The organism is Mycobacterium sp. NGS40, from assembly GCF_059812735.1.
Genome location: NZ_JCALDG010000030.1, coordinates 17,484 through 44,070, shown reverse-complemented (window position 1 = coordinate 44,070; position 26,587 = coordinate 17,484). Strand labels below are relative to the sequence as shown.

The window sequence follows — 26,587 nt, the reverse complement described above, 5'->3', positions numbered from 1 at the left end:
TTCAAGCTCGCCTCGGGTAGGGCGCCGACCATCAAGCCATGAGCACGATTACTTCTTCAGCCGTGGCCAGCATCCCGGTCCACAGGGTGGCCCGCTACGGCTACGTGCCGTTCATGCTGATCGGCCTCAACGGCACAGCCATCACCCTGACCGCCTTGGGCGCACCGAAACTGTGGCTGCTGCCCATCTTGGGCGTCGCGATCGCGACATCGTTTCTGGTCGAGCGGATCATCCCCTATGACCGCGACTGGAACCATGACCGCGCCGACACCACCCGCGACCGCCTCCACGTCGCGGTCAACGAAGCCCTCATCCTGGCCAGTGTGGGGGCCATCCCACTGGTGGCCGCGATCGTTCCCGCTCCGCAGCTGTGGCCGCACAACTGGCCATTTCTGCTGCAGGTCCTTGCCGCGATCCTGATCGCCGACCTCGGCATCACCGTCGCACACCTGGCCAGCCACAAGATCGGCGTGCTGTGGCGCTTCCACGCCGTGCACCACAGCATCACCCGCTTCTACGGCCTCAACGGCCTGATGAAACACCCCCTGCACCAAACCGTCGAAATGGCCGTCGGCGTGGCCCCCCTCATCTTGATCGGCCTCCCCGTCGACGTCGCCTCGGTGCTGGCGCTGGCGGTGGCAATCCAGTTGCTGCTGCAACACTCCAACGCCGACTACCGCATCGGCCCCGCCAAGTACGTCTTGGCCCTCAACGAGGGGCACCGCTTTCATCACCTCAAATGGGCCGGCGTCGGCGACGTCAACTTCGGGCTGTTCACCCTGGCGTGGGATCACCTCATGGGCACCTTCTCCTACGACCGGACCCGCCGATTCGATTCCACCCAACTGGGCATGGCTGCCAAACCCGACTACCCCAGCAGCTACCTGCACCAGATGATCTACCCGTTCACCCGCAGCGGTGGCTGCACACTCAGCTCCACCCCCACCGAGCCCGCCAACGAGACGCAGACGGCGGGTCCCAACCCCACGTCGAAGCATCGCCGCTTGTCGGATATCATCGCCATATGGCGATGAATAAATCGGATGCCTGCCTCGTCGGCAGTACCTCAGGGACCTCCTCCAATTTGGATGCCGCGGTGGCGCTGTTTCACAGCCTCTCCGATGGCGCCCGGCTGGCGATCGTGCGCCGGCTGGCCGACGGGGAAGCCCGCGTGGTCGACCTGATCGGTGAGCTGGGGTTGGCGCAGTCCACCGTCTCGGCGCATGTGGCATGTCTGCGGGACTGCGGACTGGTCACCGGCCGCCCCGAAGGACGACAGGTGTTCTACTCGCTGACGCGCCCCGAACTGCTCGACCTGCTCGCCTCAGCGGAGACGCTGCTGGCCGCCACGGGCAGCGCGGTGGCGCTGTGCCCCAACTACGGAACCCGCTCCCGCACGGGCGCGACGACCACCACGAAGCAGGCCCGGCGATGAGCGACGCATGCGGCTGCGGCAACGACGAACCCCGCGGCGCCGACGAGCAAGAGCATGAGCCCGAGCGGCTCTGGCAGATCAAAGAACTGCAGTTCGCCGCTATTTCGGGGGTGTTCCTGCTGGCAGCGCTGATCGCTGGATTCCTCGACGCCGCCGCCCCGGTCGTCCTCACGCTGCAAGCGGTGGCGCTGCCGGCCGGTGCCTATACCTTCGTGCCGTCCACCCTCACGCGGCTGGCCAACGGCAAGATCGGGGTCGGCACGCTGATGACCATCGCCGCGGTGGGCGCGGTGATCCTCGGCGAGGTGGGCGAGGCCGCCATGCTGGCCTTCCTGTACTCCATCAGCGAGGGACTGGAAGAGTACTCGCTGGCCCGCACCCGCCGCGGACTGCGTGCATTGCTGTCGCTGGTGCCCGACGAGGCCACCGTGCTGCGTGACGACGCCGAAATCGTCGTCGCACCAGCAGAATTGCAGATCGGCGACCGGATGCTGGTCAAGCCGGGTGAACGTGTTGCTACCGACGGCATCATCAGGCAAGGCCGCACCGCGCTCGACGTCTCGGCCATCACCGGAGAGTCAGTTCCCGTCGAAGGCGGGCCAGGCGATGAGGTGTTCGCCGGGTCGATCAACGGCACCGGCGTCCTCGAGGTGGAGGTCACCACCACCGCCGAGGACAACTCGCTGGCCCGCATCGTGCGCATCGTGGAAGCCGAACAGTCCCGCAAAGGCGCCTCCCAACGCCTGGCCGACCGCATCGCCAAACCGCTGGTGCCCGGGGTCATGATCGCCGCGACCCTGATCGCGGCGATAGGCAGTCTGCTCGGTGACCCGGCCACCTGGATCGAACGGGCCCTGGTGGTGCTGGTCGCCGCCTCCCCGTGCGCCCTGGCGATCTCCGTGCCAGTCACCGTCGTGGCCGCCATCGGGGCCGCCAGCAAGCTGGGCGCACTGGTCAAGGGCGGGGCCGCACTGGAAGCGCTGGGCAAGATCCGCGGCGTTGCACTGGACAAGACCGGCACACTCACCGCGAACCGGCCCACCGTCATCGACGTGGCCACCACCAACGGCGCCACCCGCGAACAGGTGCTGGATCTGGCGGCTGCCCTGGAAGCGCGCAGCGAACACCCGCTGGCCGCGGCGATCCTCAACGCGGTAGACACCGTCATTCCCGCTGCCGACGTCGAGGCCGTTACCGGTGCCGGGCTCACCGGACATCGCGACGGGCACACCATCCGCCTCGGCCGCCCCGGCTGGCTCGACCCGGGCCCACTCGCCGGCGACGTCGCGCGCATGCAGCAGGCAGGCGCCACCGCCGTCCTCGTCGAAGACAACGGACAGTTGATCGGTGCCATCGCCGCGCGCGACGAGTTGCGCCCCGAGGCCGCCGAAGTGGTCACCCAACTGCGCCGCGACGGCTATCACGTGGCGATGCTCACCGGCGACAACCACGCCACCGCCGCCGCGTTGGCCCACGAGGTCGGCATCGAGGCCGTGCACGCCGAGCTGCGCCCCGAGGACAAGGCCCGACTGATCGAACAGCTACGGGCCCAGCGCCCCACGGCGATGGTCGGTGACGGCGTCAACGACGCCCCTGCCCTGGCCACCGCCGACCTGGGTATCGCGATGGGCGCGATGGGCACCGACGTGGCGATCGAAACCGCCGACGTCGCGTTGATGGGCGAAGACCTACGCCACCTGCCGCAGGCCTTCACGCATGCGCGCCGGGCGCGGCGGATCATGCTGCAAAACGTCGGCCTATCCCTGGGCCTGATCGTCGCGTTGATGCCGCTGGCCTTGTTCGGGGTGCTCGGACTGGCTGCGGTCGTGCTGGTCCACGAACTCGCCGAAATCGTGGTCATCGCCAACGGTGTACGGGCCGGGCGCACCAAACCGCTGGCCGCGCCGGTGAAACGGCCCGCCAGCCCGACCCGCGCGGCGGCGGTCGGCGCGACGTCGTGACGCCCCGACCACCTCAGCTGGGCAGCCGACGGTGATGCGGGCGCGGATCACCCTGGCCGCCACGGCGGTCCTGGTCGCGGGACTGGACCTGGCCGTCAAGATGTGGGCCGGCCGCGCGCTGAACGACGGCAGCACAACTGATCTCGGGCCGCTAGAACTGCGGCTGACGTTCAACCCTGGTGTGGCATTCAGCCTCGGCGACACCCTGCCCCACGGTCCTGCTCGGCGTCACCGGCGTGATCGTGGCCGCACTTGCGGTGTTCGCCTTCCGCTTCACTCGCACCGCTGCGCTGCCCTTCGTGCTGGCACTGGCCGCACTACTGGGTGGCGCTGCGGCCAATGTGATCGACCGCGCCGCTGATGGGCTGGTCACCGACTACCTGCACACGGGCTGGTTTCCCACCTTCAATCTCGCTGACGTCTTCGTCGTCACAGGCGCAGCCGTACTCGCTCTGGCTAGCTGGCGGGCAAGTGCCCCCGCAGACACCGGGACGGGTGCACGATCGCGTCGTCCGTGCTGCCAGCGATCGGGCTGTTCACCGTCACCAACATCGACGACATCATCGTGCTCTCACTGTTTTTCGCCCGCGGCGCAGGACAACCCGGGACAACGACCCGGATCACCGCAGGCCAGTACCTGGGATTCGCGGGCATCCTGGGCGCGGCGGTGCTCGTCACGGTGGGTGCGGGAGCGTTTCTTCCTCCAGAAGTCATCCCGTACTTCGGACTCATACCGCTCATGCTGGGGCTGTGGGAGGCATGGGAAGCCTGGCGTGACAACGACGGCGATGACGATGCTGCGAAGGTGGCAGGCAAGAACGTCCGCGTCTGGACCGTCGCTGCAGTCACCTTCGCCAACGGCGGGGACAACATCGGCGTCTACGTCCTTGTGTTCCTGTGTTCCTCAGCGTGGGACCCGCAGCCGTGGTGGCTTACTGCATCGTCTTCCTCGCGCTCGTCGCGGTCCTCGTCGTCGCCGCCAGATTCGTCGCCACCCGCCGGCCGATCGCCGAAGTCCTCGAACGCTGGGAACACATCCTGTTCCCGATCGTCCTGATTGCCCTGGGCATCGTCATCCTGGTCAGCGGCCTCGCCGACTAAGGGTCAGGAAGCCCCTCTCGCGCACCGGTTCACCGCCGAAAGCGTTGCCGCCCAAAGGAGATCTATGCGTAGCGTCACGCGATCTGTCGCCGTCATGGCAACCCTTGCCATCGCTGCAGCACAGGTCACCGGCTGCACCACTGGCGAGGATGCCGTGGCCCAAGGCGGCACTTTCGACTTCGTTTCCCCCGGCGGCAAGACCGCGATCTTCTACGACCCTGCTTCGGCACGGGGCACGATCGGCGCAACCGCTCTTGTAGGTTCGCACGGCGAATTTCGCACACAAAAACAGGGAGTGCAAGCAACACGCCGTACCGGCGTAGCGCCGAGATTTCTATTGCTAGACACGTTCATAGAGTACATGTACTTCACGATAAATATGCAGATAAACACGCATATTTAGCTCTCTGTAATCTAGTTAACTACAGATAAGCGGTTCACACTGCTATGTGTGCGAGACGTGTTGGCGCGCAACACAAAGTTGAAAGGGCTCGGCTTGAAGTGGGAGTTCGCCGAGCTCTTTCCGCCACACCGTGGTGGGGCGTCTTCAACCCTACCGCCCCGGAAATGCCAGCCATGCACAATCTTTCGCCCACCAAAAGCGAATCACCGTCAGCGACATCCGAACTGGCGTGGACCAGCGCAGCCGATTCGAGGACGACGAACGCCAACGATCGAGGAAATATCGCGTCAGCCGTGGTGCCCAGGAGGCTTTACCCTGGAACCGTGAATTGGCCAACCCCGCCGGCACCACCTCAGCGAAACAAGGCAGTAGCCATCGCAATCGGGACATCATTGGTGGCCACGGTTATCGCGATTGCCGCCCTCATCGTCGGCATCATCGACCTAACTCGGCCGACGACCTCAGCTTCGCCAACCACAGAAACGTCAGTCTCCACTCCGGCCCGTCAACCCAACCCAAGCGACATTGCTGCCGCGAACCGCGCATTGTGTGGTGCGATCGCGCCGATGACGACGGAGAGTGATCGGATCTCAAAGGCCTACTCAAGCTTGGGCCCGGCAGGCAGCCCAACATATAGCGCGGGCGTATCGACGTTCATGGGCGACACCAGAAACTGGGTGGGAAGGATTCAACCGGTCATCGATGGACACTCGAATGTCGATCCCTACTTACTTCGCTCGCTGCAGCGCTTTGTCGATGACCGCAGATATCTCATCGCTGATCTTGAGGAAGGCGAGCCACAGCCGTACGACCAAACTGACTGGAATGACAGCTTATCGGCGTACAACGGTCCGTTGGTTACATGCTGGAACGTCGTTGTCAACTGGTAGCAAAAGCGATGGCTCCTCGGAAATGCCAGTCGTGCACAATCTTTCACCCACCAAAAGCGAATCACCGTCAGCGCCAGCTGAGCTGGCGTGGACCGGTGCAGCCGATTCGAGGACACCGAGCGCCAACGATCGACCAGATTTCGCGTCAGTCGTGGTGCCCTGCAGGCTTTACGCTGGAACGGTGAATTGGCCAACGCCGCCGGCGCCACCGCGGCGAAATCAGGCAGTAGCCATCGCAATCGGCACGGCGTTGGTGGCGCTGGTTGTCGCGATTGCCGCGCTCATCGTCGGCATCATCGACCTAACCCGGCCGACGACCTCAGCGCCGCCAGCCACAGGAACTTCTTCGTCGCCAGCCCCCCACGCTGCGCCGGCGAATAGCAGCGGGGCCGATCGAGCCCTCTGCACAGAGATCGCACCACTGATGTCCGAAAGCAATCGAACGGCGCAAGCATATTCGAGGCTAGGCGCGGCGAATACCCCCGAGTGGAATACGAGTGCGCGAACATTCATCAGCGACACGCGGGATTGGGTACGGCGAATCCAACCGGTGATAGATAGCCATCAGGACGCGGACCCCTATTTTCGACGGTCGCTTCAACGATTCGTCGACGACCGTAGGTATCTGATTGCTGACCTTGAGGCTGGCCCCTGGCAGCCATACGACCAGACAAACTGGAACGACAGCCTGTCGGCGCTGGGCGGTCCACTGAGCATTTGCTGGGATTTAGGTGTCAAGTGGTAGTTGAAAGCGAGGGCTGCCAGGGCACGCGAAGGGTCTCGACCGCGACTTAACTCATTAAGCCGACCAGCGAGCGTACCTTTCGTGATGAGTTTTCCGTGGCTAGTCCCGCTTGCGGGCCTTAAGCTGGATTAATGTCGACGACGCATCATGGGGGGCCCGGCACACAGGTAGGGCCGCGCTCGGACCCGTTTCTGCCGGGTGCTCCTCCTCCTGCCCCTCTACCCACTCCGCCAGGGGCGAACTGGCCATACTCGCAACCGCTACCTCCGCGACGAAGCAAGACGCTGGCCATTGCTGTCGGCGCAGCAATCGTGATCTCTACCGCGGCGCTCGTGGTGGGCATCATCGGCCTGATACGGCCCACAACGTCAGCCGCGCCAGCTGCCGGAACATCGTCGCCGCCCGCACGGTCGGCTCCTGTCGACATGGCCGCCGCGAATCGGGCGCTCTGCAGTGCGATCGCGCCTCTGATGGGCGAGAGCGATCGAATGGGAAAGGCCTTCACCAGTTTAGGGCCGCCAGACTCAGCAACGTCGGCTGCAGGGGTGCCGAAGTTTGTTAGCGATACCAAGGATTGGGTGGGGCGCATTCAGCCGATCATCGACAGTCACCCCGACGTCGACCCGTACTTCCAGCGGACGCTCCAACGCTTCGTCGACGACGAGAAGTCGTTGGCAATCGACCTTGCTGCCGGTCCGTGGCAGCCGTATGACCAGACCATATGGAACGACGCGTTAGGCGCAGAAAACGGGCCTATGAGCACCTGCTGGGCTCTGGGAGTCAAATGGTAGGGATGAGCGCGCCGGCGGGTATGCCACACCGGCGATACTCGGCGGTGATCCTTGGCGGATCCTGGCCGCACACAGACCCGCAAAGCTGCCAGTCGTGTTCTGAGGCGCAGCATGGCGAAGGCGTTAAGAATCTCGATTTAGCGGACGTAGTGCGTGGGGCCTCTGATCGGGTTGCTACGGAACTTTCGGGCCATGTGGCGGATGGGTTTGTCCAGGCCTGCGGCCGCATTGCCGCTATGTACGTTGGACATGCCGACCGTTGGTTCGCGTTCTCCCGGGTTTCCGAGGAGGTTGGGCGGCTCGGCTACGGTCTGCGCGAAGATCTCGACCAGATCGATCTACAGGCGCACCAGGAGATTGCGCGCCTAGAGGAGCAAGCCCGGCTCGGCATGGGAATGATGGCGCTGTCCGAGATTGGCCTGGTCATCGCTAAGGCGCGTGCGGAGGCGATGGCCAAGTCTGCGACAGCGACCGCCGCCGTGGAAAAACTGGCCCCACAGCTCAACCCGGGCGGCGGTCAAGGGTCCACGCCAGCAGGAGGCCCGCCGGGAAACGGCGACGACCCCGTCGATCCAAAGCTACGTGAAATGCAGGAGGCCGGTAGTGGCCCCGGCGGCGGACGCGGCATAGGCAACATGCCAAAAGGACCAGTACTTGGAAACCCGCCGCCAGAGAACCCGCCGCCTTCCCCATCCCCAAAGCCAGGCAACGCTCACAATGCTGCCCCGCCCGGGCAACAACCTGGCGATCCAGGCGGACAGATAAACCCTGCTGACAATCCGACGGGGAAAAACGGCACTCCGGACTCTTCTCCCAATCCCAAGCCGGGTAATCAACATGGGGGCTGGGATAACAACAACATGCCCCTGCCGCCCTTGCCGTTTAGTGGTGGCAGTGGGGGCGGTCTCCCGTCGCCGTCGAGTGGCGGCGGTATGGGTGGCGGAATCCCTGGTGGCGGTGGTTTTAAGTTGCCGGAGTCTCCGGGCGGTCTGGGTGGTCTGGGCGGTGGTGGTTTGCCGCAGGGTTTGACGCCTACGGGTTTGTCTTCGGGAGCTGGGGGGATGGCTTCGCCGGCCGCCTCTCCGACGGATTTCTCTCGTGGGTTGGGCGCGGGTTTGGGTGCTGGTCCCGCGCCGTTGGCTCCTCCGGTGACGCAGCCGTCTCCGATGTCGACGAGTGCGGCTCCGGCAGGTGCGTATTCGCCGGGGCCGGCGCCGGTCGCTGCTTCTGGGGGTGCGCCGGCGGTGTCGTCACCGGTGGCTACGCCCGCCCCGGCGGGTGGCGGTGGTGTGCCTGCGGGCCCGGTCGGGCCGTTGCCCCCGTTCGGGTCAGATGTCCCTCGTGCAGCGGCGGCCGCTTCGGCTGGGGCGGCGGTAAGCCCCGCGTCGGGTGCGCCGCTGGCTCCATCGTCTCCGGGTGGGGGCTCGTCAGGGTCAGCGTCGGTGGCGCCGCTTCCTCCGGGTGTGGTTGGTTCCGGCGTGGGAGCCAGCGCGGGGGCTGCGACTGAGGGAGTGCGCTCGTCGCGGCCGGATCCTTTGTTGGAGTCGGCGTCACAGCTGGTTTATCAGTTGCTGCATGCTTCCCAGAAGAGCAAGTACTTGTTTATGGACTGGTGTGTGGGGGTGTTTCGCACGCAGTCTGGTGTTGAGACCGTTGTCGTGAATAGTGATGGCGCGGGCTACATTCCGGCTGGGGTGTTTGTGCCGCGTTCGGCGCGGATGCTGTTCGCGGATTCAAGTTTGAGTCCGGCATTTCGGGAGCGGTGGTTTAGCTGGGCGAACCCGGCCGAGACGATGCTGGCTTATGCCGAGCTCGCGACGAGGAACAGTCCGGGTGTGGAGTTGTGGGCGTTGGCGGTGTCGACAAGTTATGGCGGCTCGTCGGTGCCTGCGCGGGCCGTGAGTGTCCCGCACTTTGAGGATTGCCCGGTGGAGCTGTCCCCGATTAAGGAGACGGACCCACCGATGCCGCTTGACGAGAGTCATATGCATCGGTTGGAAGTGGTGGATCGTGCTTTGTATGCGCGGCTGCTGGGTTTCGGTGATGGTCCTTTGCCTGATCCTTCCGAGGCGTGGCGGATGACGCAGGAGGCGGCCGAGGCCGCGCTGGGGCGCGCGGGTGCGGTGCGTGATCTGGCGGTGGCGCCGGTGATTCGGGAGGTATTGGGGACGTTGCGCAGCGGTGTGCCGGTGAAGCAGCAGCGTTGGACCGCGCTGGAAGGTGCCTATTTCGAGGCGGTCGGGATGGGTACGAGCCTGCGCCCGGGATTGATCAACCGGGATGGCGCCTCACCGCATGTCCTGGCGTATTTTGATTTGTCGAGGTTGATCGAGATTTTGCTGCTGTGGAGCCTCGATAATGAGACGGGTGGGCGGGGTATTAAGTATCCCGAGATCGCGTATCTGACGCGCCAGATTTTGGGTCATGGGGAGGGCAGCTGATGGAAGGCCCGATTTTTAGCGCCTTGGTCGATATCGCCGCGCTGACCGGCAGGGCGGCGGTGAGTATGCCGGTGATCCCGCCGCTGAAGGCGGGGCCGATGCTCGATGATGTGTGCGCCGAGTTGTCGCAGCAGATGGAAAGTCGGAGTCGGGAGATGGCGGCGGAGTTAGCACGGACCGCTGCGCAGCTTGAGGCGATGATCTTCGAGGGGAAGATCGGCTTTGCCGAGGAGATGGGGGAGAGCTGATGCCAGCTCAGGTAATTAAGGTGACGCCGCCGACGCTGCTCGAGGCTGCCGCTACGGTCGCGGCGACGTCGGCAAGAACCGCACCGACGCCGGGCGCGGTGCCGACGCCGGTGCCGGGGTCTCCGTTCGACGCTGCCTGGGCGGGCTTGGGGGCCACGATGGGCGCTGAGGCTGCGACGATGACGGCCGAGGCTGCCGGCGAGGGTCCGGCGCTTCAGGATATTTCGCAGGCGGCGGTGAGCACACTGCAGGCCGAGGATGATCGCAACGCGACTCAGCTTCAAGCGGTCGGACAGTCGGCCGTCATTACGGTCTGAAAACCGCAGCGGGCCAGCACTGTTCGGCAGCACGTCATGAACCCGCTGCACGATGTCTGGGGTAGCCGATTTAGCGCGGATTTGGGTGCAGACACGGGTTAGGGTGATGAGGTGACCACTCACAAATTTGAGCGCCCGGGCGATCCTGTCCGTCCCCCGAAAACTGGTGGCGGCAAGATCAAGTTAGAGCCGCCTATTGTGGCGCCGGTCCCGCCGCCGCGAAGCATTTGGGGCATCGTGTTGCCGGTCGTGCTGTTGGTTGGGATCGTCGGCTTGATCGTGGTGATGTACGCCTCGGGTGCTCGCCAATTAGCCGGTGGTTTCGGGCTTTTCGGTGGGATGGCGGCTTTTAGCGCGATCGGCATGGTGGTGCGTAACCGGGGGGCGTCCCGGAAAATGTCGTGGGGCGAGCTGACGGCGCGGCGGCGCAAGTGGTTCTCGCAGCAAGACGACACGCGCGACATTGTGGATGTTCAGCGCCGAGCGCAGTGGGAGCATCGCTGCCATTTCCATTGGGCGCCAGAGGATTTGATTGCGGTAGCAGGCTCGGTGCGGATGTGGGATCGCGAGCCGGGCGCGGACATGTTTTCGGTGGTGCGCGTCGGTGTCGGCAAGGTGAAGCTGGCGATGATGCTGGAAAAGCCGGAGATCGCACAGGCTGCTGACCTTGAGCCGGCAACGGGGCATGCGTTGCGCAAGTTCTTGAACGCCCAAGAGTACGTCGATGGTGTGCCCAAAGCGGTGTGGTTGCAACGTTTTCCCGGCGTCGGGATCGTAGGCAACCTCGAACAGGGGCGCGCATTGGTGCGTGCGATGTTATGCCAGCTGGCCGCCTTTCACAGCCCCGGTGATCTGGAAATCATCGTGGTGAGTTCTGCACCGACGCAATGGGATTGGGCGAAATGGCTTCCTCACATGCAGCATGCCAGCGTGCGCGATGGCTGCGGTGAGCGTCGGATGCTGTTTTCCTCACCGGCTGAGTTGGAGGCGTTCTTCGATGAGGACCCCGACAGCTCGCGGGAGTCGTGGTCGGCGCCGTCTAGTGGCATGTCGGCTGGCGTTGGGGCGCAACCACTTCGGGTCATTGTCGATGATCACTGCGCGACCCCGGAGGACTGGGCGGGACTGACCGGCGCGCTCGGATATGCCAGCACCTGCTTTATCCGATTGGCAGAGCGTGTCCCACCGCGCCCGGGCGGCACGCTGGGCGGCGGCGCCAAGCAGTGGGTGGGATTTTCGCCGGAGACGACCTACCGCATCGACGGGGGAGTGCTGCGCAAGCAGGTGCTGCTCAGCGAGCAACAGCAGCATGCGGCGACGATGTATGGGACGTCGGACACGAAGTCCGACGAGCTCGAGGAAGCGTTCTACGCGACCGCCGATCAGATGAGCGTTGACGGCGCAGAGCGTTTCGCTCGCGCCCTGGCCCGGTATCGCGCTAAGGGCTCGGCGAGTGTGGCCCTCGTCGACGAGGCTGAGCAGCGAGATGTCTTGGATGTGTTGGGGATTCGTGACCCCCGCCACCTCGACACCGACCGGTTGTGGGCAGCGACCCGGGCGCAGGGGCCGGGCTGGATGCGTTTCCCGATCGGGCTCTACACCGACACCGGTGAAACCGTGTGGCTGGATCTGCGGGAGGGCGCGCAGGGCGGCATGGGGATGCACGGGTTGTTCATCGGCACCACCGGCGCCGGGAAGTCCGAGGGTTTGATCACCGAGATCTCCGCGGCATGTTTGACGCACTCCCCGGAGGTCCTCAACATCGTGTTCACCGACTTCAAGCTGCGCTCGGCGGCCGGGGCGATTAGCCGGTTCCCGCATGTGGTGGCCGCGGTGAGCAACCTGTATGAGGAACGGCATTTGTTGGGGCGTCTTTATGACACTCTCGACGGTGAGCTGGATCGCCGGGGTGAAATGTTGGCCGCTCTTGACGATTGCCCGGATGTGACCAGCTATAACCGGCGTCGTCTGGTTGATCCGACTTTGCCTCCGATCCCGGTGCTGTGGGTGATTACCGACGAATACAACGAGGTGTTCGCCGACCCGATCTGGGGGCCGAAGTTCCGCAAGCTGTATTTGCGGATTGCCCGGGTGGGCCGCTCGTTGCATGTGTTTTTGAAGTTGGTGGGCCAGACCAAGGACACCCAGAATCTGCGCGACATCACCAAGTTGCTCGGCTACAACATTGCGGCGCGCACCGGCACGGAGGAGGAATCCAAAGCCGGGATCGGCGATGCCCGGGCCGCTCATATCGCGCCTCGGGGCGAGGAAGGCACCGCCTATCTGCGGGTGGCGTTGCGGGAGGCGCGCAAGTTTCGCTACTTCTTCACCTCGGCTGATTTCGTTCCTCCCGAGGAGGGCGCGGAGGCCGCGCCGGCGCCGCGCCGGGCGGCCACGGAGTTCATTCCGCGGGTGTTCACGGTCGACGAAAGCGAGGATGTTGACGGCCGTCTGGCGCCCGAGCCTGAGCTCGTTGATCAGGCGAGCGCCGCGCCGGCGGCACCGCGGACTCCAGAGCAGGAGCCGGTCAAGATGGTGACGGCGATCGCCGAGTCGTTGCAGGCCGGTCCGGAGCGGCCGCCGCGCCCCATCTGGCTGCCGGTACTGGGGGATCCCACACCGGCCGATGAGTTGGTGGCCCGCTGGCGGGGACGGCCGTGGCATGTGGACTATGGCAACAACCCGGGACTGTTCATGCCGGTAGCGCTGGCCGACTATCCGCGCGGGGCCCGCCAGGAGCCGTACTGCATGGATTTGCTTCGCGACAACGCCCTCGTTGTGGGCGCGCCGACTCGGGGGGCGACTACTGCGGTGATGACGATGGTGACGTCCACGGCGCTGCTGTATCGCCCGGAGCGGGTGCAGTTTTACTGCATCGCGGCCAGCGGCCCTCAGCTGGCACGGGTTTCGGATCTTCCGCATGTGGCGGCGGTGGTGGCGGGCACCGACAGCGAGGGTGTCACTCGGATCATCGCGACCGTGGAAGCGATCGTCAACGAGCGCGATAGGGCGTTCACGACACAGCGCCTTGACATGGACCAGGTGCGCGTTGCGAAATTCGGCGCCGACCAATATGCCGGTGCCACACCGGTTACCGATGTCCAAGCGGCACGGTCGGTCGACGGTGGCGACGTCGTGTTGATTATCGATGGGTGGAAGAACTTCACCGAAACCTATACGAATCTGGCGCCGCGGGTCGCGGCGCTGATGCGGGCGCGGAACTACGGGGTGCGGGTGGTCTACACCCACACCAGCACCCTGTCGGGGATTTCCACGGGCATTAAGACCGAGACCGGGGTGACGCTGGAGCTCAAGCTGGTCCAAGAGCACGACACCACCGTCAAACGTGACCGGGCCGATCCGGAACGCAACCCGGCGCGCGAGGTCCCCGACAAGCCGGGCCGTGGGCTGACCCCCGATGGGCACCACATGATGGTGGGCTGGCCGGCTTTGGCTCATCCACCCACTGAGTCCGGCGAGCCGGACACGGCAGCGCGCCAGCTCGAGGCAGACGAGTTGAGCGCGGTGGTGCGCCGTGTGGCCGGGGTCGCGAAAGCTGCTGCGGTGGCGCGGCTGCCGGAGAAGGTTCTCCTCGACGATGTGTTCGCCGGGATCACTGAGCCGCTTCCGGCTCGGGTGGTGCCGTTTGGTCTTGCTGAGTCGAATCTGCCTGGCGCGCCGCTGGTTCCGGCGACCATTGACTTTTTCGATCACCCTCACGCGGTGGCGACGGGGCTTGCCGAGTGTGGTCTGAGCACGTGGCTGCGCGCGATGATGCTCGGCATCATGCGTTCGTATCGCCCGGAGGACGCGACCATCATTTTGTTGGAGCACCGCCGCGCCAATATCGGTGTGGTACCGCCTACGCAATGGTTGTCGGCCTACGCGCAGAATCCCAACCAGATCGCCGAAATCGTCAAGGAATTGGCGGCGCTGTTGGAAAAGCGTCGGCCGCCGCCGGGCGCCACGCCTGAGGATTTGGCCACGAAGCGATTCTGGGAGGGCCGCGAATTGTTTGTGATCATCGACGGGATCACCGCGTGGCCGGGTGCCAGCAGTCCATTGATGCCGCTGGCCCAATATGTTGCGGAAGCCGAGGATTTAGGGCTACACATTGTGGCTACCGCCGACATCGCGCAATTCAGCTATCACGCGCAATCAGGGCAGGGCGTGTTGGGCAAGATGATGAACATGACGCCACCAGTGGTGGTGATGAATGGGTTGCGCCAGCACGGGGTGATCGTTCCTGGGGTGTATGCCGAGCCGCAGCGCGAGGGCAAGGGTCGGCTGGCTCGTCGCACGGCCATCGACAATGTGCTGGTGGGGTGGTCTGAGCCGCCGTTTGTGGGCAAACGCCGTTAACCGGCGGATAGTGCGACGAAAAAGTGGGTATAGGTGTACGACCGTTCACACGCGGGTGTCGCGTGTGAACGGTAAGATTTAGCGTCAGACGTTGTCCGCGGGGCCATAAACTGGACACCACAGTCGGGATGTATTTGGGGAGGCTGAATTATGACGAATCCACTATTGATCGCGGCTCCGGTGCTCGCCGGCGCTTCAGCTGCCGAAGAGGGCGGTGCAGCGACGATGGGCGGCACGATGGCCGGTGCTGCCGGCCCGGTGACGGCAGTTCTGCCACCGGGAGGCGAGGACGCGTCAGCGGCCGCGGCCGCCGGTTTCGCTGCGCACGGTGCCGCCACCGACGCGATGCTCACACAGCTGACCCTGGTGCGGTCACTGTTCGCGCAGACCATCGCCAGCAGCGGCGTGGCTTACACCGCGATGGACGCGGCGAACGAGGCGACGCTAGTCATCTAGCCAGGCGCCGGGGGAGGCAAAGACGCGATGAGCGCGTTTGGGGACGCCGGTGCTGTCCCGCCGGACATGAATCACACCCTGATGATCGCCGGGGATCTCGGGGCGAGCTTGGTGGGGGCGGCGGCGGGCTACGAATCAGTAGCCGACATGCTGATCGCTGAGCTGACGGCGATGGGGTTGACCACCTCGACCACCGCCATGGTGGGGTGGCAAGGCCCGGCCGGGGAAATGATGCAGATGTCTGCCGCCGAGTTCATGGAGGTCTGTGCGGCAGCGTCGGCGTGGATTCGTATCGGTCAGATTCAAGCTGCTGAGGTGGCCGCGGCCCACACCGCGGCGGTCGAGCAGATGATTCCCGCCCCGGTGGTCTGGACCAACCGCGCCACCCAAGTCGGCTTAGTCGCCACGAATGCGTTCGGGCAGAACACACCCGCCATTAATGTCCTCGACGCACAGTATGTTGACTTTTGGGTGACCAACGCGACCAGCCGCACCCAATACGGCGCGGTGGTGTCGACGGCGCTGGGCGCGATTTCTGCACCGTTTCCGCTGTCGCCAACGGCCTCGAATCCGCTGGGCCCCGCGCTGGGTGTTGCCCAGGATGTAGGACAAACCGGAGGGCAAAGCGCGTTTCAGGCCGCCTCCAAAACGATGACCACCGCGGCCGACGGGCAGTCGCAACCGACGTCGATCATGTCGTCGATGGCGGGTCAGGCCGGTGGCCTGTTTGGCCAGGTGGGTTCGGCCTTCGGACAGGTCACGTCGGCGGGCCAGCAGCTGCCGTCGATGCTGGGGCAAGCGCCTCAGCTGTTTTCCGGGATGTTAGGCCCACTGTCGTCGATGAATGGTCTGAACAGTGCCGCCGCGGGCGGGCTGGGCCCCGAAACCGCCGCTGCGGGAGCGTCGATGGGGGGAATGGGCGCCGCCGGCGGAGGCGGGGGTGGACTGCTGACCGGGTCGTCAGCGTTATCGAGCAGCTTTGTGCGCCCTGCCAGCAGCTTTAGCACCCCGACCGCGCCCACCTTGCCGGGCGGTTGGCAGGGTTCCTCGACGACGGCGGGCGAGTCGTCGCCGCGCCCGGCCGGTGTGGGCGGCGGCGGCCTTTACGGCGCCCCGGGGGCGGCGGGCCGCGAGACTGCCAGCGGGGAGCAGCAGCGCCCGGGCCGCACCATGCAGGTCACTGAGCGGCCCGGATCGAGTAGGGGGGAGCGGCAACGAGCCTGAGAAAAAAGCGTCTGGGACCCCCTCAACGGGCTTCTAGACTCAGAATCACCACCGACGGCACACCATTTGTTGCAAGGAGAATTTAGATGTCACAACCCATTCACGTTGATCAAAGTTCAGTGGTCAGCCTGGCCGGACAGATGGACGAATTGTCCCATCGCGCGCAAGACGTTTTGTCTCGCTATTCGGACCTGGTGCAGCATGGCAATTCCGCGCAGTACCTGCGGGGTAGCGCCGGGTCGACCAACCTGGTGACCGCTGAAGAAATCCACGAGGCCCAGAACAAGATCCAGTCGCGATTCCAGTCGGTCAACGAACTGCTGCGCAGCGGTGCCTCGCAGTACCACAACACCGACTCCGAGGCCCAAGGGCACATCGCGTCGGTGGCGGGCCACCTACGTTTCACCTGATCCCTGCCAGCACAGCATTTTTCGCTACGACGAGCAAAGGAATTCACGATGTCAGAAGGACCAATGATCTACCACCCGGCCGGCCTGGCCGATATGACGGCCGGCATGCACAGCTTCGCTCAGGAGCTGGATTCGATTGGGCAAGAAGCACATAACTTGCTCGCGTCCTCACGCGACTTCTTCTCGGGGCCGCACGGTGCTGAGGCCTACGCGCAAGCGCAGCAGTTGATCAACGAGGGCATTCAGGACGGCAAGGATGTCATCTTCCGGCACGGGGACACCATCGACGGAGCCTCGCAGGCCTTCCAGGCCGCCGACAGCACCGTTGGCCAAAGCTTTCAGTCGATCTAGGTCAGGGTTTAGCCGTCAGAACCCGTATAGAGGGGGGCCAGCTGCGGCGGGCCCCCCTCTTGCGCGTCACATCATGATCGGGGGTTGCGAGCTGTGTTGAACACATCGGTCGAATGCGTGTGGGCTCTGCAAGCGTTGCTCGGTGTCGAGCGGATGCCGATCAGCTTGCATCTCAAGCCCTACATCCCGTCGGCGCACTCCGATCTGATCGTCGAGACGGACGCGGGCAAGGTTCCCCTGGCCAACACTGCGCAATACCACAGCTTGGTGCAGGCGGGCGTGATCGACGAGCACGGCCGAGTCGACGCCGCGGTGCGGGATTGGATGACGGTACTCGGCCGCGCCGAGCGCGAGGTGGTCCTCACTATTCGCCGGCCCGATCAGCCTGCGACGCAGGACTGCGGCGCCACGGTGCATGAGCGCGTCATGGCGGTGTGCCGTTACGGCCGCTATTTGGCGATGGCAGCGCGCGACGGCGAGGAGATGGTGATCGGCGGGGTGGGCGAAAGCGATGAGCCCACACACCAAGTCGAGCTGATGTGCCACATGCTGCTGCCCGCTTTCGGTGATCACCCGCCGGCCGACATCGACGGCATCAACGTCCCCAAAGGCATGATGCAAATGGCGATCGACGCGGCCGGGCGCGAACCGGAAGCGATGGCGGCGGCGCTGCGCCGGCTGGGCCTGGGTCCGTGGGAGGTCGAGGTGGTGCAGGCGGCCGCGGACTTGGATCAGTCGGCGATGGCGGTGGTGGCCGTCATCGACCACTGCCCCGACGTGCGCCCCCACTCACGCGTGTTGACCGTGGCCGACACCGAGTATGGGCGGATCAGTTTCACCACCACCACCGGTGCGGACGGCAAGGAATGGACGAGCATCTGGCCGACCACCGCAACCGGTCTGCGCGACGATCTGGCCAACCTGCTGTCTGCTCCGCAGCTGGTCTGACAGTCGCCATGACGTATGTCTTGGGTCGCCCAATTAGCGCGGATATCGTGCAATGAGCGCCGGTAAGGTTTCCTCATGGCCTTGAATCTCACGTCGCGACTGCAGGTTACGGCGCACTACTTCTGGAATCGGCGCAACGCGGCCGCATTGAGCCATCACGGCGTACGCCTGGATTACGACCCGGAGCAGCGCCGCATCTCAGCTCTGGTGCTCGGGTATACCTTGACCATCGTCATGATCGCGCTGGCCGCCCTGATGGCCTACATCAAACCGGCTGGGCAGGTGGGCAAGTCGCAAATCCTGGCCGACCGCGACACCGGCGCCATCTACGTCATGGTCGATGGCCGGTTGCACCCGGCGTTGAATTTGATTAGCGCCCGCCTGATTTCGGGGGAGGACGCCAACCCGACTTTCGTCAAAGCCGCCGAGCTGGCCAAGTATCCCCAAGGTCCCATGGTTGGAATCGTCGGTGCGCCAACGCAAATGCCGGTGCGCCCCGGCTTGGAGTCGCAGTGGGCGGTGTGCGACAGCGCCCCGACGGCCACGGCAACCAAGTCGGCGGGCCAAGCCCCGGTGGTGACGACGATCGCTGGGCCACTGGCCGGCCGGCGCTCGGCACCGCTGACGATGCCCAACGCGGTGCTGGCCCGCCACGACGACAAAACCGTGGTCATCTGGGACGGGCACCGCTCTGAGATCGACGTCTCCAACAAACCGGTGGCGTTGGCGCTGGGCGTGGATTCCTCAGCACCACAACCGATTCCAATGTCGAGGGCGCTCTACGACGCGATCCCGGCCACCGATCCGTTGGTCGTTCCCACGATCGCTAACGCGGGGCAACCGTCGCCATGGGATTTTGGGCGGCCCGCGCCGATCGGCTCAGTGCTGTCGGTTCATGACGTTCAGCAGTCCGGTGATCAGTTATTTGTGTTGCTTCCCAACGGGATTCAACATATTTCGCCGTTTGTGGCGTCGCTGCTGCGCTCGTCGAACTCGTTCGGCGACCTGGCCCCGGTGCTGGTGTCGCCTGACCGACTCACAGCCGTACCGGTGGTCGAGTCATTGCCGGTGTCTTACTACCCGCCGACCCGGCTGCACCTGGTGGACACCAACGTCAACGGCACCACCTGCCTGGCGTGGTCGAAAGGCTCCACCGACAAGGCCGCCAAGATAACCGTGCTGTCGGGCCAAGGGCTACCCACCCCGCCGGAATCCGATGACCGGCTGGTGCATTTGGTGAAAGACTCCCGCTCGAACGGCGCGGTGGCAGAGGCCGATCAGGTCTACATCGCTTCTAACGCAACGAATTTGGTGATGACCACCAACGCCGACCCGGTGTCAGTGAGCCGCGACTCGCTGTGGTGGGTGTCTGATCAAGGCGTCCGCTACGGCATCGAGCTCGACGACTCGGCCCTCAAACCACTACACATCGCCACCGCCTCGGCGCGCCAAGCGCCCTGGGTTCTGATACGCACCCTGGCGCCGGGCCCGGCGCTCTCGCGCGCCGACGCCCTCACTCAGCATGACACCCTGGCGCCGGTAGCCGGGGCCGAAACACTGCCAACGAAAACCCCCTGACCAGTAACGATGACGAAAATCCAGGCCAACGCAACTAGCGCGGATATCGTGCATTGCCGCTGATAGGATCAACAATATGACCGAGCGTCCAGACCCCGAAATCGACGAGAACGCGCCGCGGCCGCACCCCCCCACAGACACTTCGGGCAGCGCCGCAGAAGACCCGGACAGCGCTGCGCATCGCGACGATCCTGCTCCAGCGCTTGACGAACCGCCTGCCGGGTTGGGCGCCTCAGCGCAGACCGCTGCGCACTCCCGCTTCGATTGGCCGGACCGCCCCCATGTGGGCCACCCCGAGGACCCCACCAACCCCGGCGGCGCCTCATCGGTTCCACCGGGTGCACACCGTGTCGACCCTGCCGGCGGGGCACCGAGGCCGATGTGGCCGTCGCCGGCAGCACAGGACTTTCCGCGGCCTGACGAGGAAGTGACATCGGTGGTCGACCTGTCGAAGACTGCCGCGTGGGAGGCGCTGCAGCGCCGCCGCGGCGCGTGGCCAGCCGCGGCGCCCCCGCCAGCGGGCCCAAACAATTGGCGGGCCGGCGGCGATCGTTATGGGCAGCCACCCGGCGCGGCCCCGTCCGGACAGTTGCAGCCCTACGGCGCGCCGCGCCCACAGGGTGAACTGCCGCCGGCGCCGGCCCGCCCGGGTGACAACGCGCCCCACCCGCAATGGCAGCCGCCTTCTGGCCAAGGCGAAACCGAAACGCCAGAGGAGACCTACTCCTGGTCGCAGGCTCAGGGATCCGGCACGAAGTACAACTATGTGGACAACATCCGCAGCAGTGAGTTGGTGCCGATCAAACGCACCCCGCCGACGCGAGGCTGGCGCAAAGCTCTCTATCGGGCCACCTTCAAGCTGATTAATCTCGGTCGATCCAGAGACGAGCGTGAGCAAGACGAGCTGGAAACACAGATTCAGTCGCTGCTGCGCGGCAAATACAAAATCGGTGTGCTCGGCAAGGGCGGGGTTGGCAAGAGCACCGTTTCGGCTAGTGTCGGGTCGGTTTTCGCCGCGCTGCGTAAAGACGACCGGGTTGTCGCCGTCGACGCAGACACGGCCTTCGGCAAGCTCGCCAGCCGGATCGACCCCTCAGCCTCGGGCTCCTACTGGGAGTTAGCCGCCGACCAACACCTGGATACCTTCGCTGACATTCGCGGCCGATTGGGCAGCAACGCAGCAGGTTTGTATGTCCTTGGCGGAGAGTCGGCGACGGCACGGCGCCGAATCCTTGACCAGGCGGTCTACCAGGCAGCGACGTTTCAGCTCGACAGGCATTTCACGTTGTCCATCGTCGACTGCGGATCGACCCTGGATTCCCCGGTAACCCGCGCGGTCCTCAACGACCTCGACGCGCTGATCGTGGTGTCCTCGCCGTGGTACGACGGCGCGTCCGCGGCCGGGCAGACCTTGGAGTACCTGGCCAACGACGGCTACACCAGCCTGCTCAACCGAACCGTGGTGGTGCTCAACGACTCCGACGGTCACTCCCCAAAGCGTGATCGCGCGCTGCTGGTCGAACGGTTCAGCCAGGGGGGCCACAAGGTGATCGAGATGCCCTACGACGAGCACCTGCGCCCGGGTGGGGTGATCGATCTCAAGGGAGACATCAACCGCAGCACCCACCGCGCGCTGCTGAAAGTGGCCGCGGCGTGCGCCGAGCACTTCGCCGCCACCACCGACGGCCCGAGGGGAATCCATGACCGCCACCGCCGATAAGTCCGCGGCCACTGCGGCCGAGACGCTGATCCCTCCGTCGAGCCGGGTGTCGCTACTGGTGGGGGACACCCAGATCGATTTGCTGCTTCCTGCGGCGGTGCCGCTGGCCAAGCTCGTCGAGCCCACCCGCGACACCATTAACCGGCGGCTCAAATCGGTCGGGGCCAAAGAGCTGCCCGGCGGCGCGTTCGTGTTCGCCCGCGCGGCCGGCATGACGATGCTGTCGGGGAAGCTGTCCCTGGCAGCCCAGGGGGTCCATGACGCGGAGCTCCTCGCGTTTGTGCCCGCGGCGACAGCCCAGCGCTACGAACCCAACATCGAAAACGTCAGCGCGGCGATCGCGAAGTGGGCCAAACAGCATTTCCCGGCGGTGACCGCGCTGGATGCTGCCCGGGTGGCCGTTGCGCTGACCCTGGTCGCGTTGAGTGTGGCTGCGCTGCTGGTGTGGCGGCTGCGCTGGGCGAGTGCGGGTGGATGGCTGGTGCCGACGATTTTCGGAGCCACCGCACTGGTCTTGGCCGGTGCCGCGCTGCTGGCTACGCGCATGGGCGCGGACCGGTTCATTGCCGGCGCGACAACCTGGGCGGTGATCGTGGCGCTGGTCGCCGCCGGCGCGACCACCCCGCCCGGCGCGCATCCCGGCGCGCCCCACGCCGTGCTGGCAGCAGGTGTCGCGCTGATCGCGGCCGCGGCCTTGGGCAAGCTCACTGGTCGCTACTGGGTGGCCGCGACCGCCGTGGTGACGGTCTCGGTGGCCGGGCTCGGCAGTGCGGCGGCACGGATGTTCTTCGCCGTGCCGGGCCAACGCATTGCTGTCGTGGTGTTGGTGGGGGTATTGACGGTCTCGCTGGCCGCCCCGGGGATCGGGCGCCGTTTGGCGCGCGTGCCGCGCCAAAGCTTCGAATCAATCACCGGCAAAGACATGTATGAACGCTCACCCAGCGATCCTGAGGACACCATTTCCCCGGTCGCTGACAGCCCGCGCGATATTACGTTGACCGGTGAACAGGTGGGCGAGGTTGCCTTGCGGTCTAACCGCGTGTTGATGGGCCTGTTACTGGGCACGGCGGCGACACAGGTGGCCGCGTCGTGGTTCGCGGTCCAGCCGGGCGTGGGAACGCAGTGGACCTTTGTTGTGGTCAGCGCGTGCATTGCGCTGATTGCGGTGTTGCGGGCGCGCGCCTTTCGGGACCGCCGCCACGCCATCACGCTGGTTGTCGGTGCGGCGTTGTCGCTGTTTGCCATCCCCGCCCATTACGGATTTGCGGCCAACGCCGGCGCGACCGGTGCGGTGTTGGCGTGCGCGGCGGCCGTGGTGGGCATTGCGCTGGCTGCGCTGCTCGCTGGGGCGATCGTGCCCACCCACATGTTTTCTGAGCCGGTCCGCGAGGTCGTCGAGTACGCCGAATACCTCGCTACCACTGTGGTGGTGGTCTTCGCCGCGTGGACGATCGATCTCATTCAATTCGTGAGGTATCACTGATGCGTGTCAAGGCCGCGGCCTCCGCATTGGGTGCGGCCGCTTTGGTGGCCGCCCATGTGATCGCTGCGCCGGCCGCGATGGCCGTGGCGCCGCCGGTGATCGATCCAGGAGCGTTGCCGCCGGCGGAAACACCGGGCCCGGCCGAAGAGATGCGGCAAAGCGAGGCGTGCATCCTGCCCGTCGTAATTGCCGATCCGAACGTCGCCCAGCCCGCCCCGGGTAACGCGATGCTCAACGTGACGCAGGCCTGGCAGTATTCGACGGGCGCCGGGGTGACGGTCGCCATCGTCGACACCGGCGTCACCCCCAATCCGCGGTTCCCGTCGCTGTTCGCTGGCGGCGACTATGTGCAGGGATTGCCCAATGGTGGACTGACCGACTGCGACAACCACGGTTCCTTCGTCGCCAGCATCATCGGCGCCGCCCCGTCGAACCCCGCCAGTCGGCCCGCGTCGAAACCGGCCGGTGCGGGGGCACCGGCCGCTCCGCCACCGGTGCCTGCCAATCCGGCACCTCCGCCGCCGACTCCCAAAGCGCCGCCGCCCTCAACGGTCACGGTGACCGCGCCCCCACCGCCGCCACCCCCGCCGGGAGGCGATGCTCCCGCCGACGGTGCGGGAGGCTCCAACACGGGGCAACCGCTGGTGGCTGGACCCCCGCCGACGGGACCTGACGGGGTGGTCGGTGTGGCGCCTGACGCCACGCTGATCTCAATCAGGCAAGCCTCCGCCGCGTTCTCTCCGGCCCATCCGACCCCCGAAGAACAAGACCTGCACCGCAAAGCCGGTGATGTCCTGTCATTGGCCAAAGCGATCCGCACCGCGGCCGACCGCGGCGCGAGGGTGATCAACGTGTCGCTGGCGTCGTGCACCAACGCTGCGGCACCGGTCAATCAAGACGCGCTCGGGGCGGCGGTGCGCTACGCCGCGGTGGACAAGGACGCGGTGATCGTGGCCGCGGCCGGCAACCGCAATGACCCCATGCAGCACGACTGCGGCCAGAACCCGGTTTTTAACCCGCTCAACGTCGATGACCCACGAGACTGGGCCGGGGTGCGCACCATTGTGAGCCCGGCCTGGTTCTCCGATTACGTGCTCGCTGTGGCAGCGGTGACCCCGGAAGGCCAGCCGATGCCCGATTCCATCAACGGTCCTTGGGTGGGGGTCGCCGCGCCCGGATCGCGCATCATGGGGCTCTCGAGTGTCAACGGTGCGGCGGTCAACGCCTCACCCGGCACCGACCCTGGCACCGGAAACGGAGTGTGGGGCACCAGCTTTTCGGCGGCGTACGTGGCCGGTGTCGCTGCCCTGGTGCGCGCCAAATACCCGGATCTAAGTGCACACCAGGTGATTCGGCGCATCATGGAGACCGCCCACAATCCCGCCCACACCGTCGATAATCAGGTCGGGCACGGGGTGGTGGACCCCGTGGCCGCCCTGACCTTCGATATCACCCCGGGTGACCCCAAGCCTGTCGAGCACCTCAGCACGGCTCTGCATGTGCCACCCAAGCCGCCGACCCCCGATCTGCGGCCACGCAACGTAGCCCTGCTGGGCCTGGGCGTCGTGGTCCTGGCCGCCGGCGCGCTCTTTGGTGTAATGGCCATCAAACGGAGAATGTCGTGAAAGCGCGCCCGGTCACCATCCGTCCCGCCTTGGGCGCTGTCGTCGGCGCCGAGGTGATCGGAATCGGCGCGTTCGCCGCACTGCCGACGTGGCTTTTCGGGTGGTGGCCCGCAACAGGGATCACCCTGGCCGCGGTGGTGCTGCTGGTCGTCACGGTGCACCGGCGCAACGCCGCAGCCTGGGTGCTGGACCGGTCACGCTGGATGCGCGCTCGCCGGCACACCACCGCCGTGGGCGCTGCGGTGGACATCAGCCACGGCGGCAACGTGTACGGAGTGCGCACCGCCGACAATGAGGCCGTCGCGATGATCGAAGTCGACGGCCGACCGTATTCACCGACATACCTGCGGGGTTCGACGCTGGCGTTGACCGACAATCTGCTGCCGCTCGACGTGGTGATCGGTCTGATGGAACAACCCGGCGGTCTGCACCTGGGTATCGACGTCGCGACCGCAGGGTATCGGGTCCGCCCGGGCACCGGGTACCCGCAGCTTTACGGCACATTATTGGCGGATCGGGGCGCAGCCGGGCAACGCACCACTCATTTGATCGTGCGCCTCGACATCAACGAATCGGTCCGCGGCCTGATGTACCGCCGCTCGATCGGTTCTGCGGCAGCCGCGGCGACCGAGCGCATCGTCAAAGCCCTTGAGCAGCAAGGCTGCCGGGCCCGCGTTCTCAACGCCGAAGAACAAGACACGATGCTCGAGGACCTCAGCATGGGCCTAGCTTGTGCGCCGCCCCGCCCGCCGGTCATCGACGAGGTCGAGGACCTCGATACCGCCGCGGCCGGTGAGGGTGCCGACCAGCTCGAGCTGATCGGCTCGGGCGGCCGCCATCAACGTGCCGCGGGTGCCGCGTCCGCACCGCTGACCGCTGCGCAACGGACACGCCCCAAAGCCGACGTCGGGTGGAAAACCATCAACGCCAAACCCGGTTATGTGACCTCGTATTACTTTTCGCCCGAAGACATCACGACCGAATCGTTCAACCAGATGTGGTCACTGCGGAGCGACCACATCGTGCATGTGCTGATGCTGCGCAAAGTCCCCGCCGGCCCGGTGACGGTGTCGGCGCTGGTGCGTACCAACGACCCTCGCCCACCAGAGCAGCCCCCCACGTTGTTCCTCAACACGTTGCCGGGCAGCCAGTACAACGCTGCACTGCGAGCCGCGCCGACAACCCAACCCGCGCTGCATTTGCCGGCTCGGCCGTTGACTGCCGTCGACGAGGTGCAGGTCCCAGTCGGTCCGACCGGCATCCTGGTCGGAGCGGCGCTTCGTGACGACAAGTCGGCGTGGCCGCCGATCCAGCGCGACGACTTGGTGATGTGGCCGTTGACCGACGCGGCGCAACCGACCCGCATTGTCATGGACACCTCGGATTTCTATGTACGCCAGCTGCTGATCCGGGCCGCCGCGGCGGGCGAACGTGTCGCCATCTACTCTCGCGAGCCGCGGCGCTGGTATTCGGTATCGCAAACCAACATCGCAGTGGTCGAAGCACGCCGGGCCGCCGAGTTCGTACCAACGGTGATCGTCAACGATCGGGCTACCATCGCGCCGCAGGCCGGGCTGTCCTCAACAGTGATCACTGTGGGCCACAGCCCAACCGACGCCATGGTGCCCGATATTAGGTTTGAGCAGACCTCGGAGTCGACCGTGCGCATCACGACCGCCGCACGAACTGTCGACCTATCCATGGTGGTGTTCCGTCAAGAACAAACGTGGACCGGCAGCGCCTAAAGACCCGTGAAAATAGCGGACGGCCACGGGGTGTCGAGGATTTAACCTTAAATCATGGCTGCGCAGAACACCGTGATCGCACTTGATGGAACCCGGCGCTACCACTCGGCGGATTCGAGTGGCCTGTTCACCATCAAAGAAGTCAGCCAGGCCTGCGGCCTGCCAGGGCCGGTGATCATGCAGCTGGTGCCCCGGACTTGGGTTGAACCAGTGGGTTGGCTCTACACACTCGACCAAATCCGCGCGGCCATCACGATTTCCGAGGATCTACACCCTCCGTCTGAGACCAATCAGACTGAGGCGCAACGGGACCCGATCGAAATGCTGTCCTGCGCGCGTTGCTTTGTGCTCAC

General features: G+C 65.5%; 19 protein-coding genes and 3 pseudogenes. All 22 read left to right on the top strand.

Annotated elements, in window-relative coordinates:
* Positions 1-38: 38 nt before the first annotated feature.
* The 22 genes and pseudogenes from AC5Y5O_RS28185 (at position 39) to eccE (ending at position 26,234) form a co-directional block, all read left to right on the top strand.
* On the top strand, positions 39-1,034 hold the full coding sequence (locus AC5Y5O_RS28185) for a sterol desaturase family protein (protein ID WP_330981165.1): 996 nt from the start codon (positions 39-41) through the stop codon (positions 1,032-1,034).
* A complete protein-coding gene (locus AC5Y5O_RS28180; protein WP_330981166.1) occupies positions 1,025-1,435 on the top strand; it encodes an ArsR/SmtB family transcription factor in 411 nt (136 codons plus the stop codon). Before AC5Y5O_RS28185 ends, AC5Y5O_RS28180 begins: the two co-directional genes overlap by 10 nt.
* Positions 1,432-3,396 (top strand): heavy metal translocating P-type ATPase, encoded by a 1,965-nt coding sequence (locus AC5Y5O_RS28175; protein WP_330981167.1) that lies wholly within the window; start codon positions 1,432-1,434, stop codon positions 3,394-3,396. Before AC5Y5O_RS28180 ends, AC5Y5O_RS28175 begins: the two co-directional genes overlap by 4 nt.
* Before the next feature lie 34 nt (positions 3,397-3,430).
* Positions 3,431-3,884 (top strand): annotated as a pseudogene (gene lspA, locus AC5Y5O_RS28170) (signal peptidase II); the annotation flags it as partial.
* 14 nt (positions 3,885-3,898) lie between these two features.
* A pseudogene (locus AC5Y5O_RS28165) lies at positions 3,899-4,497 on the top strand (cadmium resistance transporter).
* 64 nt (positions 4,498-4,561) lie between these two features.
* Positions 4,562-4,741: pseudogene (locus AC5Y5O_RS28160) on the top strand (TlpA family protein disulfide reductase); the annotation flags it as partial.
* Between the two features lie 482 nt (positions 4,742-5,223).
* Positions 5,224-5,790: a hypothetical protein gene (locus AC5Y5O_RS28155; RefSeq protein ID WP_330981168.1), complete on the top strand. Its 567-nt coding sequence runs from the start codon at positions 5,224-5,226 to the stop codon at positions 5,788-5,790.
* Positions 5,791-6,846: 1,056 nt separating this feature from the next.
* Entirely contained in the window at positions 6,847-7,326 is a 480-nt protein-coding gene (locus AC5Y5O_RS28150) for a hypothetical protein (protein WP_342930783.1), read from the top strand.
* 1,538 nt (positions 7,327-8,864) lie between these two features.
* The gene (locus AC5Y5O_RS28145; RefSeq protein ID WP_330981170.1) at positions 8,865-9,767 is read left to right on the top strand and encodes an EspK C-terminal domain-containing protein; all 903 of its coding nucleotides are present in this window, start codon (positions 8,865-8,867) and stop codon (positions 9,765-9,767) included.
* Complete coding sequence (locus AC5Y5O_RS28140; RefSeq protein ID WP_330981171.1) at positions 9,767-10,015, top strand: hypothetical protein; 249 nt, start codon at positions 9,767-9,769, stop codon at positions 10,013-10,015. Before AC5Y5O_RS28145 ends, AC5Y5O_RS28140 begins: the two co-directional genes overlap by 1 nt.
* Positions 10,015-10,332 (top strand): hypothetical protein, encoded by a 318-nt coding sequence (locus AC5Y5O_RS28135; RefSeq protein WP_330981172.1) that lies wholly within the window; start codon positions 10,015-10,017, stop codon positions 10,330-10,332. The genes AC5Y5O_RS28140 and AC5Y5O_RS28135 overlap by 1 nt, the downstream gene beginning before the upstream one ends.
* Positions 10,333-10,443: 111 nt before the next feature.
* Positions 10,444-14,694, top strand: coding sequence for a type VII secretion protein EccCa (gene eccCa / locus AC5Y5O_RS28130; RefSeq protein WP_330981173.1), 4,251 nt, complete (start codon positions 10,444-10,446; stop codon positions 14,692-14,694).
* A 150-nt stretch (positions 14,695-14,844) separates the two neighbouring features.
* Positions 14,845-15,150, top strand: a complete 306-nt coding sequence (locus tag AC5Y5O_RS28125) for a PE domain-containing protein (protein WP_330981174.1) — start codon at positions 14,845-14,847, stop codon at positions 15,148-15,150.
* 27 nt (positions 15,151-15,177) lie between these two features.
* On the top strand, positions 15,178-16,374 hold the full coding sequence (locus tag AC5Y5O_RS28120; protein ID WP_330981175.1) for a PPE domain-containing protein: 1,197 nt from the start codon (positions 15,178-15,180) through the stop codon (positions 16,372-16,374).
* An 86-nt stretch (positions 16,375-16,460) separates the two neighbouring features.
* Complete coding sequence (locus AC5Y5O_RS28115) at positions 16,461-16,784, top strand: type VII secretion target (RefSeq protein WP_330981176.1); 324 nt, start codon at positions 16,461-16,463, stop codon at positions 16,782-16,784.
* Between the two features lie 48 nt (positions 16,785-16,832).
* Positions 16,833-17,135 (top strand): WXG100 family type VII secretion target, encoded by a 303-nt coding sequence (locus AC5Y5O_RS28110; protein ID WP_330981177.1) that lies wholly within the window; start codon positions 16,833-16,835, stop codon positions 17,133-17,135.
* 93 nt (positions 17,136-17,228) lie between these two features.
* Positions 17,229-18,083, top strand: a complete 855-nt coding sequence (locus tag AC5Y5O_RS28105; protein WP_330981178.1) for an ESX secretion-associated protein EspG — start codon at positions 17,229-17,231, stop codon at positions 18,081-18,083.
* Positions 18,084-18,158: 75 nt separating this feature from the next.
* Entirely contained in the window at positions 18,159-19,661 is a 1,503-nt protein-coding gene (gene eccB / locus AC5Y5O_RS28100) for a type VII secretion protein EccB (protein WP_330981179.1), read from the top strand.
* A gap of 76 nt (positions 19,662-19,737) precedes the next feature.
* A complete protein-coding gene (locus AC5Y5O_RS28095) occupies positions 19,738-21,381 on the top strand; it encodes a MinD/ParA family ATP-binding protein (RefSeq protein WP_330981180.1) in 1,644 nt (547 codons plus the stop codon).
* Positions 21,362-22,864 carry a type VII secretion integral membrane protein EccD gene (eccD, locus tag AC5Y5O_RS28090; protein ID WP_330981181.1) on the top strand — a complete coding sequence of 501 codons (1,503 nt, stop codon included), beginning with the start codon at positions 21,362-21,364 and terminating at the stop codon, positions 22,862-22,864. Before AC5Y5O_RS28095 ends, eccD begins: the two co-directional genes overlap by 20 nt.
* Positions 22,864-24,489, top strand: coding sequence for a type VII secretion-associated serine protease mycosin (mycP, locus tag AC5Y5O_RS28085; RefSeq protein ID WP_330981182.1), 1,626 nt, complete (start codon positions 22,864-22,866; stop codon positions 24,487-24,489). Before eccD ends, mycP begins: the two co-directional genes overlap by 1 nt.
* Entirely contained in the window at positions 24,486-26,234 is a 1,749-nt protein-coding gene (gene eccE / locus AC5Y5O_RS28080; protein ID WP_330981183.1) for a type VII secretion protein EccE, read from the top strand. Before mycP ends, eccE begins: the two co-directional genes overlap by 4 nt.
* The last annotated feature ends 353 nt before the right edge of the window (positions 26,235-26,587 follow it).

What these genes read in the sequence shown, in the direction of transcription:
- AC5Y5O_RS28125 (WP_330981174.1), top strand. Translation starts at nt 14,845, where the DNA reads ATGACGAATCCACTATTGATCGCGGCTCCGGTGCTCGCCGGCGCTTCA.
- AC5Y5O_RS28120 (WP_330981175.1), top strand. Translation starts at nt 15,178, where the DNA reads ATGAGCGCGTTTGGGGACGCCGGTGCTGTCCCGCCGGACATGAATCAC.
- eccB (WP_330981179.1), top strand. Translation starts at nt 18,159, where the DNA reads ATGGCCTTGAATCTCACGTCGCGACTGCAGGTTACGGCGCACTACTTC.
- AC5Y5O_RS28185 (WP_330981165.1), top strand. Translation starts at nt 39, where the DNA reads ATGAGCACGATTACTTCTTCAGCCGTGGCCAGCATCCCGGTCCACAGG.
- eccD (WP_330981181.1), top strand. Translation starts at nt 21,362, where the DNA reads ATGACCGCCACCGCCGATAAGTCCGCGGCCACTGCGGCCGAGACGCTG.
- AC5Y5O_RS28180 (WP_330981166.1), top strand. Translation starts at nt 1,025, where the DNA reads ATGGCGATGAATAAATCGGATGCCTGCCTCGTCGGCAGTACCTCAGGG.
- AC5Y5O_RS28175 (WP_330981167.1), top strand. Translation starts at nt 1,432, where the DNA reads ATGAGCGACGCATGCGGCTGCGGCAACGACGAACCCCGCGGCGCCGAC.
- mycP (WP_330981182.1), top strand. Translation starts at nt 22,864, where the DNA reads ATGCGTGTCAAGGCCGCGGCCTCCGCATTGGGTGCGGCCGCTTTGGTG.
- AC5Y5O_RS28140 (WP_330981171.1), top strand. Translation starts at nt 9,767, where the DNA reads ATGGAAGGCCCGATTTTTAGCGCCTTGGTCGATATCGCCGCGCTGACC.
- AC5Y5O_RS28115 (WP_330981176.1), top strand. Translation starts at nt 16,461, where the DNA reads ATGTCACAACCCATTCACGTTGATCAAAGTTCAGTGGTCAGCCTGGCC.
- AC5Y5O_RS28110 (WP_330981177.1), top strand. Translation starts at nt 16,833, where the DNA reads ATGTCAGAAGGACCAATGATCTACCACCCGGCCGGCCTGGCCGATATG.
- AC5Y5O_RS28095 (WP_330981180.1), top strand. Translation starts at nt 19,738, where the DNA reads ATGACCGAGCGTCCAGACCCCGAAATCGACGAGAACGCGCCGCGGCCG.
- AC5Y5O_RS28135 (WP_330981172.1), top strand. Translation starts at nt 10,015, where the DNA reads ATGCCAGCTCAGGTAATTAAGGTGACGCCGCCGACGCTGCTCGAGGCT.